Origin of the sequence: Klebsiella sp. Q11 (genome assembly GCF_964241505.1) — a bacterium.
GTDB classification, from domain to species: domain Bacteria; phylum Pseudomonadota; class Gammaproteobacteria; order Enterobacterales; family Enterobacteriaceae; genus Klebsiella; species Klebsiella michiganensis.
On the sequence record NZ_CAXSXW010000001.1, the window covers coordinates 283,610 to 299,926 of the forward strand.

General features: G+C 57.9%; 14 protein-coding genes. 11 read left to right on the top strand and 3 right to left on the bottom strand.

Annotation, left to right across the window (positions count from 1 at the left end; all coding sequences use genetic code 11):
- Positions 1-101 precede the first annotated feature (101 nt).
- Entirely contained in the window at positions 102-860 is a 759-nt protein-coding gene (locus tag ACESQ2_RS01280; RefSeq protein WP_032748248.1) for an IclR family transcriptional regulator C-terminal domain-containing protein, read from the bottom strand.
- A 153-nt stretch (positions 861-1,013) separates the two neighbouring features.
- On the opposite strand from ACESQ2_RS01280, the gene ACESQ2_RS01285 reads away from it, so the two are divergent.
- The 9 genes from ACESQ2_RS01285 to ACESQ2_RS01325 all read left to right on the top strand — a co-directional run bounded on the left by ACESQ2_RS01285 (position 1,014) and on the right by ACESQ2_RS01325 (position 12,413).
- On the top strand, positions 1,014-1,835 hold the full coding sequence (locus tag ACESQ2_RS01285) for a shikimate dehydrogenase (protein WP_046876994.1): 822 nt from the start codon (positions 1,014-1,016) through the stop codon (positions 1,833-1,835).
- Positions 1,832-3,508, top strand: a complete 1,677-nt coding sequence (locus tag ACESQ2_RS01290) for an FAD-dependent oxidoreductase (protein ID WP_046876995.1) — start codon at positions 1,832-1,834, stop codon at positions 3,506-3,508. The genes ACESQ2_RS01285 and ACESQ2_RS01290 overlap by 4 nt, the downstream gene beginning before the upstream one ends.
- A gap of 13 nt (positions 3,509-3,521) precedes the next feature.
- On the top strand, positions 3,522-3,842 hold the full coding sequence (locus tag ACESQ2_RS01295; protein ID WP_004133454.1) for an NIPSNAP family protein: 321 nt from the start codon (positions 3,522-3,524) through the stop codon (positions 3,840-3,842).
- Positions 3,843-3,852: 10 nt separating this feature from the next.
- On the top strand, positions 3,853-5,556 hold the full coding sequence (locus tag ACESQ2_RS01300; RefSeq protein ID WP_049069814.1) for an FAD-dependent oxidoreductase: 1,704 nt from the start codon (positions 3,853-3,855) through the stop codon (positions 5,554-5,556).
- 65 nt (positions 5,557-5,621) lie between these two features.
- Positions 5,622-6,440, top strand: a complete 819-nt coding sequence (locus ACESQ2_RS01305; protein ID WP_049069813.1) for a sugar phosphate isomerase/epimerase — start codon at positions 5,622-5,624, stop codon at positions 6,438-6,440.
- 10 nt (positions 6,441-6,450) lie between these two features.
- Positions 6,451-7,815: an aromatic acid/H+ symport family MFS transporter gene (locus ACESQ2_RS01310; protein WP_009653612.1), complete on the top strand. Its 1,365-nt coding sequence runs from the start codon at positions 6,451-6,453 to the stop codon at positions 7,813-7,815.
- A gap of 406 nt (positions 7,816-8,221) precedes the next feature.
- On the top strand, positions 8,222-9,622 hold the full coding sequence (locus ACESQ2_RS01315) for an MFS transporter (protein ID WP_046877000.1): 1,401 nt from the start codon (positions 8,222-8,224) through the stop codon (positions 9,620-9,622).
- A gap of 92 nt (positions 9,623-9,714) precedes the next feature.
- Positions 9,715-10,893 (top strand): Gfo/Idh/MocA family protein, encoded by a 1,179-nt coding sequence (locus ACESQ2_RS01320; RefSeq protein ID WP_046877001.1) that lies wholly within the window; start codon positions 9,715-9,717, stop codon positions 10,891-10,893.
- Positions 10,894-11,048: 155 nt separating this feature from the next.
- Complete coding sequence (locus ACESQ2_RS01325) at positions 11,049-12,413, top strand: MFS transporter (RefSeq protein ID WP_046877002.1); 1,365 nt, start codon at positions 11,049-11,051, stop codon at positions 12,411-12,413.
- A 103-nt stretch (positions 12,414-12,516) separates the two neighbouring features.
- Here ACESQ2_RS01325 and ACESQ2_RS01330 read toward each other — a convergent pair whose 3' ends face one another.
- Positions 12,517-13,008, bottom strand: a complete 492-nt coding sequence (locus ACESQ2_RS01330; RefSeq protein ID WP_004129715.1) for a YajQ family cyclic di-GMP-binding protein — start codon at positions 13,006-13,008, stop codon at positions 12,517-12,519.
- A 142-nt stretch (positions 13,009-13,150) separates the two neighbouring features.
- On the opposite strand from ACESQ2_RS01330, the gene panE reads away from it, so the two are divergent.
- On the top strand, positions 13,151-14,062 hold the full coding sequence (gene panE / locus ACESQ2_RS01335; RefSeq protein WP_004848223.1) for a 2-dehydropantoate 2-reductase: 912 nt from the start codon (positions 13,151-13,153) through the stop codon (positions 14,060-14,062).
- Positions 14,025-14,615, top strand: a complete 591-nt coding sequence (gene yajL, locus ACESQ2_RS01340; RefSeq protein WP_004848222.1) for a protein deglycase YajL — start codon at positions 14,025-14,027, stop codon at positions 14,613-14,615. The genes panE and yajL overlap by 38 nt, the downstream gene beginning before the upstream one ends.
- 57 nt (positions 14,616-14,672) lie before the next feature.
- Here yajL and thiI read toward each other — a convergent pair whose 3' ends face one another.
- A complete protein-coding gene (gene thiI, locus ACESQ2_RS01345; RefSeq protein WP_014228166.1) occupies positions 14,673-16,121 on the bottom strand; it encodes a tRNA uracil 4-sulfurtransferase ThiI in 1,449 nt (482 codons plus the stop codon).
- Positions 16,122-16,317 lie beyond the last annotated feature (196 nt).

Here is a 16,317-nt window from a genome sequence, read left to right on the forward strand (position 1 = left end):
TATCGGTTCGTCATTCTCAGGGCAGGATTCTTCCTGCCCTTTTTTTGCCTACCGTAAGCTCTCTCGGCACGAGGATGAGTGAATCGTCTGCGCCTTTAGTTTTAACCCACCAGCATCGCCTGAGCGCTATAGAGCAAATCCAGATGATCGCGGCATAGTGCCTCAATCGAGGTTCTTGACTGATGGCTGGTTAAACTCAGCGCTCCCCAGTAGAGCCCTTCCCGATCTGACAGCGGCACGGCCAGGACCAGCATGCCAATTTCAAACTCCTGCTCAATCGCGGCGTATCCCTGGCGACGAACCTGAGCGATCTTTTCCATTAACGCCGCCACGTCCGTCACCGTATAGGGCGTACGCTGCTCGCGGCGGATCCGCTGCAAAACGGTTTCACACTCGGTTTCCGCTAAGGAAGCCAGCCATAGTCGCCCTCCGGCGGTACAGTAAATCGGCACTCTCTCCCCCAGACGCACTGAAGTCGAGTTAAACGGCGTGTGTTTACTGCGGGCGATATACACCAGCTCGTCATCATCTATCACGCCGACCGAAGCGTGCTCTTCCGTCCGACTGGCGATGTACTCCACGATCGGTCGTACCATGCGTGGGAACTGCGCCGAATCGACATACGCCTGCCCCAACCTTAACGCTTTAGGCGTTAGCCAGTAATGACGTCCGTCGGTTTGCAGATAGCGCTCGTGCAGCAGGGTAAGGAAAAAGCGCCGCGCGGCGCTTTGCGTCAGGCCGCTCATTTTCGCCGCCTGCGGCACGGTGAGCCGGGGGAACTCTTTTGAAAATAGCTGGATCAGCGCCAGCCCTTTTTGCAGGCCGACGATCAGATCGCGGGTATGAATCTGGTTTTGCATACTTGTTCACACTTTCGCAACAATACAATCAGTTTAGCGCGATTATCGCAGTGGTAGTGCGATTAACAACCAGTATGGCCGAATTCTGCGTTGTCGCTCTCAGCTTCCGCTGAAATACTTTCACAACATTCATTTAACAAAATGAGGTTTGAAATGGTCAGTGGATTCACTCAGGTCGTCGCCGTCATCGGCCACCCGATTACCCAGGTTAAGTCGCCGGAGAATTTCAACCGCTTCTTTGCTGACCAGCAGATGGACAGCGTCATGATCCCGGTTGATATCGCCCCCGAAGCCGTTGCTGACTTTCTGCAGGCCCTGCGCGGCTGGCACAACATGAGCGGCGTCCTGGTCACCGTTCCGCACAAACAGCGGGCCGCCGCCCTGGTCGACGAGTTAACCCCGCGAGCTCAGCACCTTAATGCCATTAACGTCATCCGTAAGCTGGCCGATGGCCGTTTACAGGGCGATATGCTCGACGGCGTCGGTTTTCAGCTTGCCGCAGAGGCGCACGGCTTTAGCGCCGGCGGTAAAAAGGGGCTTCTCTCCGGCTGCGGCGGCGTCGGCAGCGCTATCGCGTGGGGGCTTTGCGAAGCCGGTATCCGCCAGCTGGCCCTTTATGATCAGAATCCCGCCACCCTTCAGCTGCTGCATAACCGGCTGGCCACCCATTTTCCGCACGTTCATCTCGTCGACCTGCCCGCTACGCTTGCCGGCCTGGATTTGCTGGTGAATGGTTCCCCGGCGGGAATGGCCGGTTTCGAGCCGTTGCCGCTGCCGCAGTCGCTGCTGGAAACCCTTCCGCTATCCACGCATGTCGCCGACGTGGTGACCGCTCCGATCATCACCCCGCTCCTCGCCTTCGCCCGGGATCGCGGCTGCGCGATCCAGACCGGGCCGGAGATGGCGCTGGCGCAGATGAAACTGATGGGGCAATTCATCGGCGCCATTGCGCAGGAACAAGGAGCGGCGGCATGAAAAGCTGGGATGTCATCGTTATCGGCAGCGGCGCCGCAGGCTTTGCCGCGGCGGTGACCGCCAGCTGTAAGGGACTGTCGGTGCTGATGCTGGAAAAAGCCCCGCAGTTTGGCGGCACCTCCGCCATTTCCGGCGGCGCGGTGTGGATCCACGATAGCGATCAGGCGCGGAAAATGGCCGTGGGCGGCAGCCCGCAGTCCATCGAAACCTATCTGCGGACGATTATCGGTGAGCCTCATTATCGTCAGGATCTGGTGGATGCCTTTATCGCTTCAGGGCGCGAGGCGCTGGCGTTTCTTGAAAAAGAGGGCGCGGTGAAATATAGCCTGCGCCCGCTCTCTCCGGATTATTACCCGGATGAGCCCGGCGCCGTCGATGTCGGGCGGGCGCTGGAGGTGGTGGAGTTTGACGGACGGGAACTGGGTGCGCATTTTCGCGACCTCCGCTCTCCCCCACCGGGAATGCTGCTGTTTGGCGGGATGATGGTTAACCGGGTTGATATCCAGCACTTTCTCGATATGCGCCGCTCCCCACGCTCGTTCGCGCACTGCGGCAGACTGCTGCTGCGCTATGGTCGCGATCGCCTGCGGTACTCTCGCGGTACCCGCCTGGCGATGGGCAACGCGCTGATCGCCCGCATGGCGACGCTCGCCTTTCGCAAAGGTATGCAGCTCAGGCTCAACGTCAACGTGCTTTCGCTGAGCGAACGCAATGGCGAGGTGACCGGAGTTGAAATTGAGCACGAGGGTCAAAAGCAGACTCTTGAAGCCCGCTGCGGGGTGGTACTGGCGGCGGGTGGTTTTGCCGCAGGCAGGCTGGCTGAACGCTATCGCCCCCAGACCCGCGAGCACTACACCATGTCACCCGCCGCCAACGACGGCGCCGCGCTGCGCCTTGCCGCCGCGGTCAATGCCCGGGAAGGGGCTGACCTGCCGTCTAACTTTTTCTGGGCGCCGGTCTCGGTTTTACAGCATCCCGACGGCACGCAAGAGCGCTTCCCTCACCTGGTTACCGATCGCGCCAAACCCGGGGTGATTGCCGTCAACCAGCACGCGGTGCGCTTCGTGAACGAATCTAACTCTTATCACCACTTCGCCAGCGCCATGCAAAGCCGGGCAGAAAATGCGCCCTGCTTTCTGATTTGCGACGCCCTGGCCATGAAGCGCTACGGCCTCGGCCTGGCGCGCCCTGCCCCGGTCAATAACGACGCGCTGGTGAAAGCGGGCTATCTGCATAAGGCCGATACGCTGCCTGAACTGGCGCAGCGGCTCGGCCTGGATCCGCAGACGCTCGCTGACACGGTGGCACGCTACAACCGCGACGCCGCTCAGGGCCTCGACCCGGCGTTCACCAAAGGCGGCAACAGCTATAACCGCGCGATGGGCGACCCCGGCCACCGGCCAAACGCCTGTAACGCTCCGCTGACCCGCGCGCCGTTTTATGCCGTCACCCTCTATACCGGCGATCTCGGTACCTCGCGCGGCCTGGTCACTACCGCCGATGCTCAGGTCATTAACCAGCACGGTGAACCGATTAAAGGCCTCTATGCCGTGGGTAATGATATGGATTCGATGATGGCCGGAACCTACCCCGGCCCAGGTATTACGCTCGGCCCGGCGCTCACCTTCGGCTATCTCTCAGCCAGCCATATGGCGCAACAACACGCACGATAAACAGGAGAAAATCATGATCTATGAAAAACGCACCTACACCATCAATCCGCTGAAAATGGCCGACTGGCTGGCGCTGTACAAAAGCGATGCTTACGCCGTGCAAACCGAGCACCTCGGTAAGCTCATCGGCTTCTTCTTTACCGAAATTGGCGTGGTCAATCAGGTGGTGCATATCTGGGCCTATGAAAGTCTGGACGATCGCCTGGCGCGTCGGGCGCGCATGGCGCAGGACGAACGCTGGCTGACGTTCTCGCGCAAAAACCGCGAGCTGGCCGCCGTCGAGCGTCTGGAGTCGGTGCTTCTGCGCCCCACTGATTTTTCACCACTGCAATAAGGAGAGGGTCATGAGCGGGCAGATGAACGTGGATGTTCTGGTCGTCGGCTCCGGCGCGGCGGGGCTCTCTGCCGCCGTCACCGCCGCGCTCGGCGGCGCCAGCGTACTGGTTGCGGAGAAAGAGTCGGTCATTGGCGGCACCAGCGCCTGGTCCGGCGGCTGGCTGTGGATCCCGCGTAACCCGCTGGCTCGTGAAGAAGGGATTGAAGAAGAGCCCGGCGCGCCGCTCGCTTATTTACGCCATGAAATGGACGGTGAGCCTGCCGATGCGCGTCTGCTTGCCTTCTTACAGTACGGACCGGAGATGATCGACTTTTTCCGCCGCCGCACCGCCGTGCAGTTTCTTTCCGGCAGCAAAATGCCCGATTTTCACGCTTCACCGGGCGCTGCGCTGGGCGGCCGCTCGGTCACGGCGCAGCCTTTTGACGGACGGCTGCTGGGCGACTGGCTGCATCGCCTGCGGCCTCCGCTGGAGACCATCAGCCTTGCGGGTATGGGCATTGCCGGCGGCACGGATATGGCGCACTTTTTTAACGCGACCCGCTCACCGGGCTCGGCGCTGTATGCGACCCGCCGCCTGCTGCGTCACGGCTGGCAGCGGCTGCGCGCCGGTCGCGGACAGCATCTGGTTAACGGCAACGCGCTGGTCGCCCGCCTGCTGCGTTCGGCGCTGGATGCGGGGGTTAATTTTCAGCTTAACGCGCCGGTAGAACGTCTGCTTGCCGACAACAACGGCGTTGCAGGCGCGATATTACGCAGCGATAGCGGCGCGCTGGAGGTTCGCGCCGGCGCGGTGATCCTCGCCTGCGGAGGCTTTCCTCACGACAGGCAGCGTCTGGCCGAAAACGTGCCGCACGCCGCCAGCGGCTACGGCCACTTCTCCGCCGCGCCCCCGGGCAATCAGGGGGATGGCATTCGGCTCGGCGAAGCGGTCGGCGGCCAGTTTGATACCTCACTCAGGCACGCCATGGCCTGGGCGCCGGTGTCGCGCGTTACCCTCGCCAGCGGACTGCAGCTGCCGTTCCCGCATCTGGTTGAGCGCGCTAAGCCCGGCTTTATTGCCGTGTTGCCCAACGGTAAACGCTTCACCAATGAGGCCGACTCTTATCATGATTTTATTGCCGCGCTGCTGGACGCGACGCCGCCGGGCGAAACGCCGCAGGCGTGGCTAATTGCCGACGGCCGTGCGCTGCGGCGCTACGGATTGGGCCATGCTCGCCCCTTCCCGTTTACCCCCGAGGCCTGGCGACGGACCGGCTATCTGTACGTCGGTGAGACGCCGGAAGCGCTGGCGAAAACATGCGCCATCAATCCGCAGCAGCTAACGGAAACGATCGCCCGGTTTAACGGCTTTGTAGACCAGGGAGAGGATAAGGATTTTCAGCGCGGCGCCTCGGCCTATAACCGCGCGCAGGGTGACGCCAGCCGCTCGCCCCACCCCACGCTCGGGAAACTCAGCCATGGGCCTTTTTATGCGGTACGTATATTGCCCGGCTCGCTGGGTTCCTTCAGTGGATTAATCACCGATGAAAATGCCCGTGTTCTCAACGCCCAGCGGCAGCCGATCCAGGGGCTTTTCGCCATCGGCAACGATATGTCGAGCGTGATGCGGGGATTCTATCCCAGCGGCGGTATCACGCTGGGTCCGGCCATGACTTTTGGCTATCTGGTCGGAAAAAACCTGGCAGAAAATCTCAATAAAACAACACAGTAAAAGCATTCCACCAGGGACGGCAATACGCATAACAACAATCACCTGCAACTGCACTGGAGTCCTTTATGAACATGCGAACCCTCTCACTTGCCGCGCTTACCCTCCTCGACGTTCCGCCGCCGGAACAGGTACGCATTGCGGCCCAGGCCGGATTCACCCACGTTGGTCTGCGCCTGCTTCCCGCAACCCCGTCAGATCCGGATTACGACATGCTCGGCGACACCGCCGCCGTACGCGATACCCTGGCGGCGCTGATGGAAACCGGCGTTCGCGTTTCGGACGTTGAGATCGTCCGCCTGACGCCCGATTTTTCAGTGGACGCTCGTTTGCAGCTTTTTCTTACTACCGCCGCGCGCCTTGGCGCAAAGCAGGTTTTAGTGGCAGGAAACGATGATAACCGCGCGCGCAGCGCGGAAAATCTCGCCCGACTTGCCGAAGCCGGCCAGGAGCATGGATTAATCATGAACCTGGAGCCCATGCCCTGGACCCACCTGCGCACCATTGCCGAAGCCCGGGCGCTCATCACCGCCAGCGGCCGCAGCGATATCGGTATTTTGATTGACGCTATTCACTTCTGGCGGGCCGGCGAATCCCTGTCCACGATCGCGGCGCTACCGCAAAATTGCCTCAACTATATGCAGCTTTGCGATGCCTTACCGCAACCCCCCGCTGACGAGCAGGAGCTGATTTACCAGGCCCGCGCCGCGCGCCAGGTCCCCGGCGAAGGCGGACTCGACCTGCACGGTCTGATGGCGGCGCTTCCGGCCACGCTGCCGGTATCCATCGAGGTCCCGCTAAGCGGCGATCGGGGTGCGCTGCCGGCGCTCGCTCGCGCTCAGCTGCTGTTTAACGCCGCGCAGTCCTACCTGCGCCCTTGCGCATAAGGAGAGTCCCATGACACAGACTCAACGCCTGGACGTCAGGGAGTTAATCAACGCCAATCCGCTAAGCCGCTTTCAGAAGCTGGTGGTGTTTTTAGGCTTCTGCGTTATCGCGCTGGACGGCTTTGATATCGCCATCATGGGTTTTATCGCCCCGACGCTGAAGCAGGAATGGGGAGTAAGCAATCACCAACTCGGTTTTGTCATCAGCGCCGCGCTGATAGGCCTGGCGCTGGGGGCCATTTTCTCCGGGCCGCTCGCCGACTGGCTGGGACGGAAAAAAATTATCATTAATAGCGTCTTCTTCTTCGGCTTCTGGACCATCGCCACCGCCCTTTCACAAAATATTGAGCAGATGATGGTTTTCCGCTTCCTGACCGGGCTGGGATTAGGCGCCGCCATGCCGAATATCGGCACCCTGGTGTCAGAGTATGCGCCGGAGCGCCAGCGCTCGTTCCTGATTACGATTATTTTTTGCGGCTTCACCTTTGGCGCGGCGGCGGGCGGTTTCTCCGCATCCTGGCTAATCCCGCAGTTTGGCTGGCACTCGCTGATGCTGCTTGGCGGGATCCTCCCGCTGCTGTTCGCTCCGGTCCTGATCTGGCTGTTACCGGAATCGGTGCGTTTTCTGGTCGTTAAGCGCGCGCCTGCCGAACGTATTCGGCGGATTATGCAACGCCTCTATCCGGGACAAATCCCCGATGAGGCCGAGTTCAGCCTCCCGGCCCAGCCCGTCCAGGCAAATGCCATGCGCATCGTTCTCTCCCGCCAGTATCGCTTCGGTTCGATGATGCTCTGGCTGGTTTACTTTATGGGGCTTTTTTTGGTTTACCTCCTCGGCAGCTGGCTACCGACGCTGGTAAAAGAGGTGGGCTTAACGGTCGGCCAGGCGGCGGTAATGACCGCAATGTACCAGGCTGGGGGAACCCTTGGCTCGCTGTTTGCGGGCTGGCTAATGGACCGGATCAACCCACATCGGGCGCTCGGGCTGATTTACGCGGTTGGCGGCCTGTTTACGATGGCGATGGGCTATGCCGCGGCAAGCTTTGCGCTCATCTGCCTGCTGGCGTTTATCAGCGGAGCCTGCTTAAACGGCGCCAATACCGGCATGAACGCGCTCTCCGCCCGCTACTATCCTACCGAAGCACGGGCTACCGGCTCCAGCTGGATGCACGGCGTTGGCCGCATGGGTGCGATCCTGAGCGCCTTTGCCGGGGCGGAGATGCTGGCGCTGAATATCAGCTTCGAAAGCGTTTTCCTGATCCTTGGCATTCCCGCCGCGATAACCGTCGCCGGGCTGGCGGCCAAAGGTATTTTCGCGGCTGGCCCGACGACAAGAGCCACCGCGTCAACCGCGCCCGTCAGAAGTACCTTTTAAACGTTGACGCTAAGGCAGGCGTGTTTCAAAAACACGCCTGCCAAAAAAGAAAAATTAATTTCATTTAAATGAACAATGAAAAATAAAAATGCCATGAAGTATCGATTCACTTCACAAAATCACAGCGCAAAATCATTAAATACATACAAGAAACAAATCAAACATCGTTCAGAAAAACACTTAATAACCTTATCAATCAGAATAGCTTGATAGCTGTAGCCAAAAAATTTACGGCTCAATTTTTACGGTTTTTCGATCCGCCTCGCATATACAGAAATTAAATTCCAAACAAGCATTGAAATGAAATAAATATTTCCTTATGTTCTGGCTGATATTCAGGATAAGGTCGTGCCGGTGGAACTGGCGCAGAAGTCCTGACTTGTCCTTCCAGACAAAGGAATTGACCATGAGTGAACAGCAGATTCTTCTCTCTCCCGCGGCAGCACGCGGCGATAAGCTAAGCTGGGCTACCCGAATCGCTTACGGCGGCGGCGATACCGCCTGTAACGTCGTTTTCGGCATGATCGGCACGGTTTTAACCCTGTTTTATACCGACTATGTCGGCATCAGCATCGCCACCGTTGGCCTGGTGATGCTGATCTCACGTCTGTTTGACGGCGTTTCCGATGTCATCATGGGCCTGATGGTGGAACGCACGAACTCTCGCTGGGGTAAATCACGCCCCTGGCTGCTGTGGATGAGCGTACCCTACGCCGTATCGGCAATTTTACTGTTCACCGTCCCGCAGACCAACGGCACGCTGCAGTTTCTCTATCTGCTGGTCGCCTATAACTTCTGCACCACCGTGTGCTATACCGCCATCAACCTCCCCTACGGCAGCCTCTCTGCGATGATGACCCGCGCCTCATGGGAAAGGGATATGCTCAGCATCACCCGAATGTCGATGTCGCCTTTTGGTCGTATTCTCGCCGTTGCCTGCACATTGCCGCTGGTGAAGTACTTTGGCGACGATCAGGCCGCGTGGATCAAAACCATGTCTATTTGGGCTTTTCTGGCGCTGCTGTTGCTGCTGTTTTGCTTTTATAAATGCGAAGAGAAGGTGGTCATCAAAGCGCGAGAGAAACAGGGAAACGTACCGGTAAAAACCCAGCTTTCCGCGCTTTTTCGTAACCAGTACTTCTGGGCCAGCGCCATCCTGTGGACCGCGCAAAGCGTGTACTACACCGTGGTAGGGATCGCGCTGCCTTACTACTGCCGCTACGTGCTCGGTGACGATACCTTCTATAGCTCCATTTTCGTTGCCGAAACCGCCTGCATTATTATTTTCACCTTCCTGAGCTCCGTGCCCATCCGCAAATACGGTAAACGCAACGTTGCCCTCTGCGGCATCGTGCTGGCGACCATCGGCCAGGTGCTGTTTATGTTTAACTCTGATGATTACCACTGGGCGCTGGCAAACGCGATTATTCGCGGTATTGGCTTCGCCCCGCTGAACGCCGTGCTGTTCGGCTTCTGCGGCGATGCCGTCGAATTCGGCCAGTGGAAAACGCGCGTCAGACAGGAAGGGATGATCTTCTCCGCCGGTTCCGTTGGAACGAAACTCGGCGCAGGTATTGCCGCCGCGGTTATCTCGGGCCTGCTGAGCATGGCGGGTTACGTCAGCTCCAGCAGCGGATCCGGCGTTCAGCCGCAAAGCGCTATCGACATGATTAACCACGTTTATCTCTACGGCTCTTTCTTCCTGTGGATCGTGGTCATTATCACCCTGCTGTTTTATCGCCTGGATAAGCAATACCCGCAGATCATGCATGACCTGAAAGAACGCGAAGCCCGTGGCGAGATGTAAAACCTTAGAACCAGGCCCGCGCTCGGCGAGCGCGGGTACACAGAAGAACATCTGAAATCCGTAGGATCTCTATCATTGAGGAGTGCACCATCATGTTAAACGGCATGAAACCCTTATCCCGCTCCCTGCGCTGGGGCATGGTCGGCGGCGGCGGCACCAGCCAGATTGGCTACAGCCACCGCTGTGCGGCGCTTCGCGACAACGTCTTTACTCTGCTCGCCGGCGCGCTTGATATCGATGCCGAGCGCGGTCGTCAATTCGGCGAGCAGCTCGGCATCGCTCCTGAACGCTGCTACGCCGATTACCAAACGCTGTTCGCGGAGGAGGCCAAACGCCCTGACGGCATTGAAGCCGTATCGGTCACTACGCCGAACAATACTCACTTCGCTATCACTAAAGCGGCGCTTGAAGCCGGGCTGCACGTGATTTGCGAAAAACCGCTGTGCTTTACCGCCGACGAAGCGCGCGAGCTGCTGGCGCTAAGCAAAAAGCAGAATAAAATTATCGGCGTCACGTACGGTTATGCCGGACACCAGATGATCCAGCAGGCGCGGCAGATGATAGCGGAAGGGAAGCTCGGCGAGATCCGCATTATTAATATGCAGTTCGCCCACGGTTTTCATAATGAAGCCGTTGAGCTACAGGCTGAATCCACCCGCTGGCGGGTAACGCCCAAATATGCCGGCCCTAGCTATGTGCTGGGGGATCTGGCGACCCACCCGCTATTTATTGCCGAGACGATGGTGCCGAACCTGAACATCACCCGCCTGATGTGCGCGCGTCAAAGCTTCGTCAAATCTCGCGCGCCGCTGGAAGATAACGCCTTTGTGCTGATGGAATATAACAACGGCGCCGTTGGCTCACTGTGGACCAGCGCGGTCAACAGCGGCGCGATGCACTCGCAAAAAGTCCGCGTTATTGGCGAAAAAGCCAGCATCGAATGGTGGGATGAGCGTCCAAATCAGCTCAGCTATGAGGTACAGGGCGAACCGGCCCGCGTCCTCGAGCGCGGGATGCCCTATCTCAGCCAGCAGGCGCTGGCGGACGACCGCATTGGCGGCGGTCACCCTGAAGGGCTGTTCGAGGCGTGGGCCAACCTCTATCGCCGCTACGCTATCGCCATAGACGCGATGGATCGCGGGGACCTGGCGTTCCTGGAGACCTTCTGGTATCCGGACGTCGAAGCCGGTCTTCACGGCGTTTACTGGGTTGAGCAGTGCGTCAAATCCGCCGACGCAGGCGGCCAGTGGGTTGACTTTAACTGCCAATAACCGCTGAACACCAGTGGAGGCCCCTCCACTGGTTTTTTCTTTCTACCGTACTCACCTCATCATGCAACACAGTCGTAATATCTGTTAAACAAACATTTATTTACGCTTCTGTTTCCCCCCACTACACTATGCGCAGTTTTTATATTGAGGTGGTAATGAACGATAATAAAATGACGCCAGGCGAACTGCGTGCGACCTGGGGTTTGGGGACCGTATTCTCTTTGCGCATGCTCGGCATGTTTATGGTCCTGCCGGTTCTGACCACTTACGGCATGGCGTTACAGGGCGCAAGCGAAGCCCTTATCGGACTGGCAATTGGTATTTACGGGCTGGCCCAGGCGCTATTCCAGATACCTTTCGGGCTGCTTTCTGACCGCATTGGCCGTAAGCCGCTGATCGTCGGCGGCCTGTTAATCTTCGTTCTCGGCAGCGTTATCGCCGCGCTTTCTGACTCTATCTGGGGCATTATTCTTGGCCGCGCGCTGCAGGGTTCCGGGGCGATTGCCGCCGCGGTCATGGCGCTGCTTTCCGATTTAACCCGCGAGCAAAACCGCACTAAAGCCATGGCGTTTATCGGCGTCAGCTTTGGCGTCACCTTTGCTATCGCTATGGTTCTCGGGCCTGTCGTTACCCACCAGCTCGGCCTGCACGCCCTGTTCTGGATGATTGCTCTCCTGGCGACGCTCGGCATCCTGCTGACGCTATGGGTGGTGCCGAACAGCCAGAATCACGTGCTGAACCGCGAGTCCGGTATGGTGAAAGGCTGCTTCAGCAAAGTTCTTGCCGAGCCAAAACTCCTGAAGCTCAATTTCGGCATTATGTGCCTGCATATCATGCTGATGTCCACGTTTGTCGCTCTGCCGGGCCAGCTTGAGGCCGCCGGTTTCCCCGCCGCCGAGCACTGGAAAATCTATCTGGTCACCATGCTGGTCTCATTCGTCGCGGTGGTGCCGTTTATTATCTACGCCGAAGTGAAGCGCAAAATGAAGCGCGTCTTCCTGCTGTGCGTCGCCATCCTGCTGATTGCTGAAATCGTACTCTGGGGTGCCGGAGGCTATTTCTGGGAACTGGTCGCCGGCGTTCAGCTATTTTTCCTCGCGTTTAACCTTCTCGAAGCGCTGTTGCCGTCGTTGATCAGCAAAGAATCACCGGCCGGATATAAAGGCACCGCGATGGGCATTTACTCCACCAGCCAGTTCCTTGGCGTGGCCATCGGCGGAGCGCTCGGCGGCTGGGTGGATGGCTTTTTTGATTCGCAAACCGTCTTCCTGCTCGGCGCCCTGCTGGCGATGCTGTGGCTGCTGGTGGCCAGCACCATGAGCGAGCCGCCGTACGTTAGCAGCCTGCGGGTCGAGATCCCGGAGGATATCGCCGCGGACAAAATGCTCGAGGCGCGCTTACGGGCTAAAGAGGGCGTCAAAGAGGTGCTGGTGATTAGCGAAGAGCGTTCGGTGTATATCAAAATCGACAGCAAGATCACTAACCGCTTTGAAATTGAGCAGGCAATCAAAGGGATATAAAAGCGAGCACCTTTGTTCAGGCAGGCAAAAACGGTTCTGAGCGGTGCTTTGTGTCCTGCCGGGCGGCGGCTAACGCCGAGCCCGGCCGACAGACGGGACTCTTTTAATCGCGGAAGTTTTTGAACTGGAACGGCTGGCCTAAATCACCGCCGCGCACCAGCGCCATAACCGCCTGCAGGTCGTCGCGAGATTTACCGGTAACGCGAATCTCTTCGCCCTGGATCTGCGCCTGTACTTTCAGCTTGCTGTCTTTAATCAGCTTGACGATTTTTTTCTGCGTCGCGCTCTCAATGCCCTGCTTCAGCTTCGCATCGACAAACCAGGTTTTACCGCTGTGCACGAACTCGTCCGGCACTTCGATAGAACTGCCCTCAATTCCGCGTTTCAGCAGCTTGGCGCGCAGAATATCCAACAGCTGGTTAATCTGGAAATCAGACTCGCTGAGGACCTTGATGGTCTCGTTTTTTTCGTTCAGCTCAAAGCTCGCTTCGACGTTACGGAAATCAAAACGCGATTCAACTTCGCGGGTCGCGTTCTCTACGGCGTTTCGAACTTCCTGAAGATCGACTTCAGAGACAATATCGAAAGATGGCATCTTTTCCTCTCCTTCAGTTTCTTTTGCGTTGCATAATACCCGCAACGCGACATAACTCAACTTGTTATCCCGAAAGGATAACTGATAACGCTATACTTTAGCCATGAGCACCTGATGCAGCACTCACAGGTGAGGAGGAATAATGAAAGTAACCGTACTCGGATGCGGTGCACTGGGACAGTTATGGCTAACTGCGCTGTACAAACACGGACATGAAGTCCAGGGCTGGTTACGCGTCCCACAGCCATTCTGTAGCGTCAATGTGATTGAAACCGACGGCAGCGTGTTTAATGAATCGTTTACCGCTAACGATCCTGATTTTCTCGCCAGCAGCGACCTGCTGCTGGTCACCCTCAAAGCCTGGCAGGTCTCTAACGCGGTAAAAAACCTGAGCGCCATCCTGCCGTCGTCAGTACCTGTTCTGCTCATGCACAACGGTATGGGTACCGTTGACGAGCTTAAGAGCCTCAAACAGCCGCTGCTTCTGGCTTCGACAACGCAGGCGGCCCGCCGCGACGGCAACGTAATCGTCCACGTCGCCAACGGCACCAGCCATATTGGCCCGGCGAAAGCCTATCCTGAGGATTATAGCTATCTCGCCGATGTACTGCAGAGCGTGCTGCCCGACGTCGCCTGGCATAACAATATCTACCCCGCGACCTGGAGCAAGCTGGCGGTAAACTGTGTGATTAACCCGCTGACGGCGTTAAAAAACTGTCAGAACGGCGATTTACGCGAATACCCGCAGGAGGTCGCCGCGATTTGTTATGAAGTTGCGGCGGTGATGGATCGCGAGGGGATGCATACCTCGCCGGAAAACCTGTTATTCTATGTACATCAGGTTATTGAAAGTACGGCAGAAAATACCTCCTCCATGCTGCAGGATATTCTCGCCCAGCGCCATACGGAAATCGACTATATCACCGGTTATCTGTTAAAACGCGCCCGAGCCCACGGTATCGCCGTACCTGAGAATACCCGCCTGTTTGAACTGGTAAAGCGTAAGGAGAATGAATATGAGCGCGTCGGCACTGATTTGCCTCGCCCCTGGTAGCGAAGAGACCGAAGCGGTCACCACCATTGATTTACTCGTTCGCGGTGGCGTAAAGGTCACGACCGCCAGCGTTGCCAGCGATGGCAGCCTGACCATTGTCTGCTCGCGCGGCGTTAAGCTGCTGGCCGATGCGCCGCTGGTCGAAGTGGCCGATGGCGACTTCGATATCCTTGTTCTGCCCGGCGGCATTAAGGGTGCGGAGTGCTTTCGCGACAGCCCGCTGCTGGTTGAAACAGTACGTCAATTCCATCTTTCCGGGCGCATCGTTGCGGCGATTTGCGCCGCGGCGCCGACCGTGCTGGTGCCGCACAACCTTTTCCCCATCGGCAATATGACCGGCTTTCCGGCGCTGAAAGAACGCATCCCCGCCGAGCAGTGGCAGGATAAGCGCGTCGTCTGGGACGCTCGCGTTAAGCTGCTCACCAGCCAGGGGCCGGGAACCTCAATTGATTTCGCCTTGAAGATGATCGACCTGCTGGTTGGACGCGAAAAAGCGCACGAAGTCGCTTCACAGCTGGTGATGGCGGCAGGAATTTATAACTACTACGAATAAATGCAAAACGGCAACCCAGGGTTGCCGTTTTCATGATTGCGCCTTGCTCCTGAAGAACTAGGGGCGATATACCTTCACGTTTTCAAAGCCCTGCTCGCGCAGATACAGCGCCTGCAGGCGGCTCATCACCCCGCGCTCGCACCACAGCAGCCAGGTTTTACTCTGGTCGAGATCGCCAAATTTGGTGCTCAGCTTATAGAACGGTAGAGAAACCACGTCCACGCCTTCCACCTTCAGCGGCTTATCGTCCTGCTCGTCGATAGAGCGGATATCGAGGATCGCGTCGTCAGGGCCAAAACCGCTGACGGTTTCCACTTCCACTACGTCCTGCTCGGTCTGCTGAGCGATATCGCGGATATCAATGTTGCTCGCTTCCGCCACCACTTTCTCAAGGATGCTGAAATCGAAGTGCTCTTCTTCCGCCTCGATCTTCGCCTTCACCGCTTTCACGGTGGGGCTCTTCGAGATAACGCCGCAGTATTCCGGCATGGTGCGGGCAAAATCTTCAGTGCCGATTTCACGCGCGAGGTCAATAATGTGCTCTTTATCGTGCGAAATCAGCGGACGCAGAATCAGCGTATCCGAGACGTTGTCGATCAGGCGCAGGTTGGTCAGCGTCTGGCTGGAAACCTGGCCTAACGCCTCGCCGGTGACCAGCGCCTGGACGCCGTAGCGCTCGGCGACTTTTGACGCCGCGCGCACCATCATCCGCTTGAGCACCACGCCCATCTGACCGTCGTCGACTTTCTCCAGGATCTCACCCACCACCGGCTCGAAGTTAATCGCCACGAAGCGCACGCGGTGTGAGCTGCCGAAGCGGTTCCACAGATAGTGCGCGACCTGACGCACGCCGATTTCATGGGCCGCGCCGCCGAGGTTAAAGAAGCAGTAATGCACGCGGCAGCCGCGGCGCATCAGCATATAGCTGGAAACGCCGGAGTCGAAACCGCCGGAAATGAGCGACAGCACGTCTTCCTGGGTGCCGATCGGGAAACCGCCGATACCTTCGTAGCGCCCTTTAACCAGCAGCAGGCGATCGTTTTCGATCTCGAGGTTAACCGTCACATCGGGATCGGTCAGCTTCACTCGCGCCGTTTCAATATGCTGGTTCAAACCGCCGCCGACGTAGCGCTCCACTTCGATTGAGGTAAACTCATGCTTACCGCGACGCTTAACGCGCACGCAGAACGTTTTACCTTCCAGCGCGTCACGCCACAGCGGCAGCGTCTGCTCGAAAATATCGTGCAGAGAGGTATAAGGAACGTCTTCGACTTCCAGAATATGGTGGATACCGGGGATACGGGTCAGGGCATCGCGAATAGCCGGACGCTGGTTTTCATCCTTCGCCCGGACCTCGATATGATCCCAGTGACGAACGACGGCAAGCGTCTCATCATAGTTTTTGAGAACGTTACGAATGTTCCCGGTTAAAATTTTAATGAAGCGCAATCGCACAGATTGGCTTTTGATGGTGATTTCCGGGAACAATTTAATGATAAACTTCATGGCGACACTATTCGTTGGCAAGCCCGACGGGGCTTTAAGCATAAAAAGTTGTACAGGCGCGACTGGCGTCTGCATCCAGGGCGCGGAGTATACCACTATTGGACGCTTTTCACCTGGCATTGCGCGTTATTTGATTAACCGCGCGACTTCGTTACCATATTGATAGCCATCGAGACATTACAAGAGTCTATATTCA

Excerpts from the sequence above, each read along its gene's own strand:
- ACESQ2_RS01325 (WP_046877002.1), top strand. The coding sequence starts at position 11,049 with ATGAACGATAATAAAATGACGCCAGGCGAACTGCGTGCGACCTGGGGT.
- ACESQ2_RS01315 (WP_046877000.1), top strand. The coding sequence starts at position 8,222 with ATGAGTGAACAGCAGATTCTTCTCTCTCCCGCGGCAGCACGCGGCGAT.
- ACESQ2_RS01280 (WP_032748248.1), bottom strand. The coding sequence starts at position 860 with ATGCAAAACCAGATTCATACCCGCGATCTGATCGTCGGCCTGCAAAAA.
- thiI (WP_014228166.1), bottom strand. The coding sequence starts at position 16,121 with ATGAAGTTTATCATTAAATTGTTCCCGGAAATCACCATCAAAAGCCAA.
- yajL (WP_004848222.1), top strand. The coding sequence starts at position 14,025 with ATGAGCGCGTCGGCACTGATTTGCCTCGCCCCTGGTAGCGAAGAGACC.
- ACESQ2_RS01330 (WP_004129715.1), bottom strand. The coding sequence starts at position 13,008 with ATGCCATCTTTCGATATTGTCTCTGAAGTCGATCTTCAGGAAGTTCGA.
- ACESQ2_RS01295 (WP_004133454.1), top strand. The coding sequence starts at position 3,522 with ATGATCTATGAAAAACGCACCTACACCATCAATCCGCTGAAAATGGCC.
- ACESQ2_RS01320 (WP_046877001.1), top strand. The coding sequence starts at position 9,715 with ATGTTAAACGGCATGAAACCCTTATCCCGCTCCCTGCGCTGGGGCATG.
- ACESQ2_RS01300 (WP_049069814.1), top strand. The coding sequence starts at position 3,853 with ATGAGCGGGCAGATGAACGTGGATGTTCTGGTCGTCGGCTCCGGCGCG.
- ACESQ2_RS01310 (WP_009653612.1), top strand. The coding sequence starts at position 6,451 with ATGACACAGACTCAACGCCTGGACGTCAGGGAGTTAATCAACGCCAAT.
- ACESQ2_RS01305 (WP_049069813.1), top strand. The coding sequence starts at position 5,622 with ATGAACATGCGAACCCTCTCACTTGCCGCGCTTACCCTCCTCGACGTT.
- ACESQ2_RS01285 (WP_046876994.1), top strand. The coding sequence starts at position 1,014 with ATGGTCAGTGGATTCACTCAGGTCGTCGCCGTCATCGGCCACCCGATT.
- ACESQ2_RS01290 (WP_046876995.1), top strand. The coding sequence starts at position 1,832 with ATGAAAAGCTGGGATGTCATCGTTATCGGCAGCGGCGCCGCAGGCTTT.
- panE (WP_004848223.1), top strand. The coding sequence starts at position 13,151 with ATGAAAGTAACCGTACTCGGATGCGGTGCACTGGGACAGTTATGGCTA.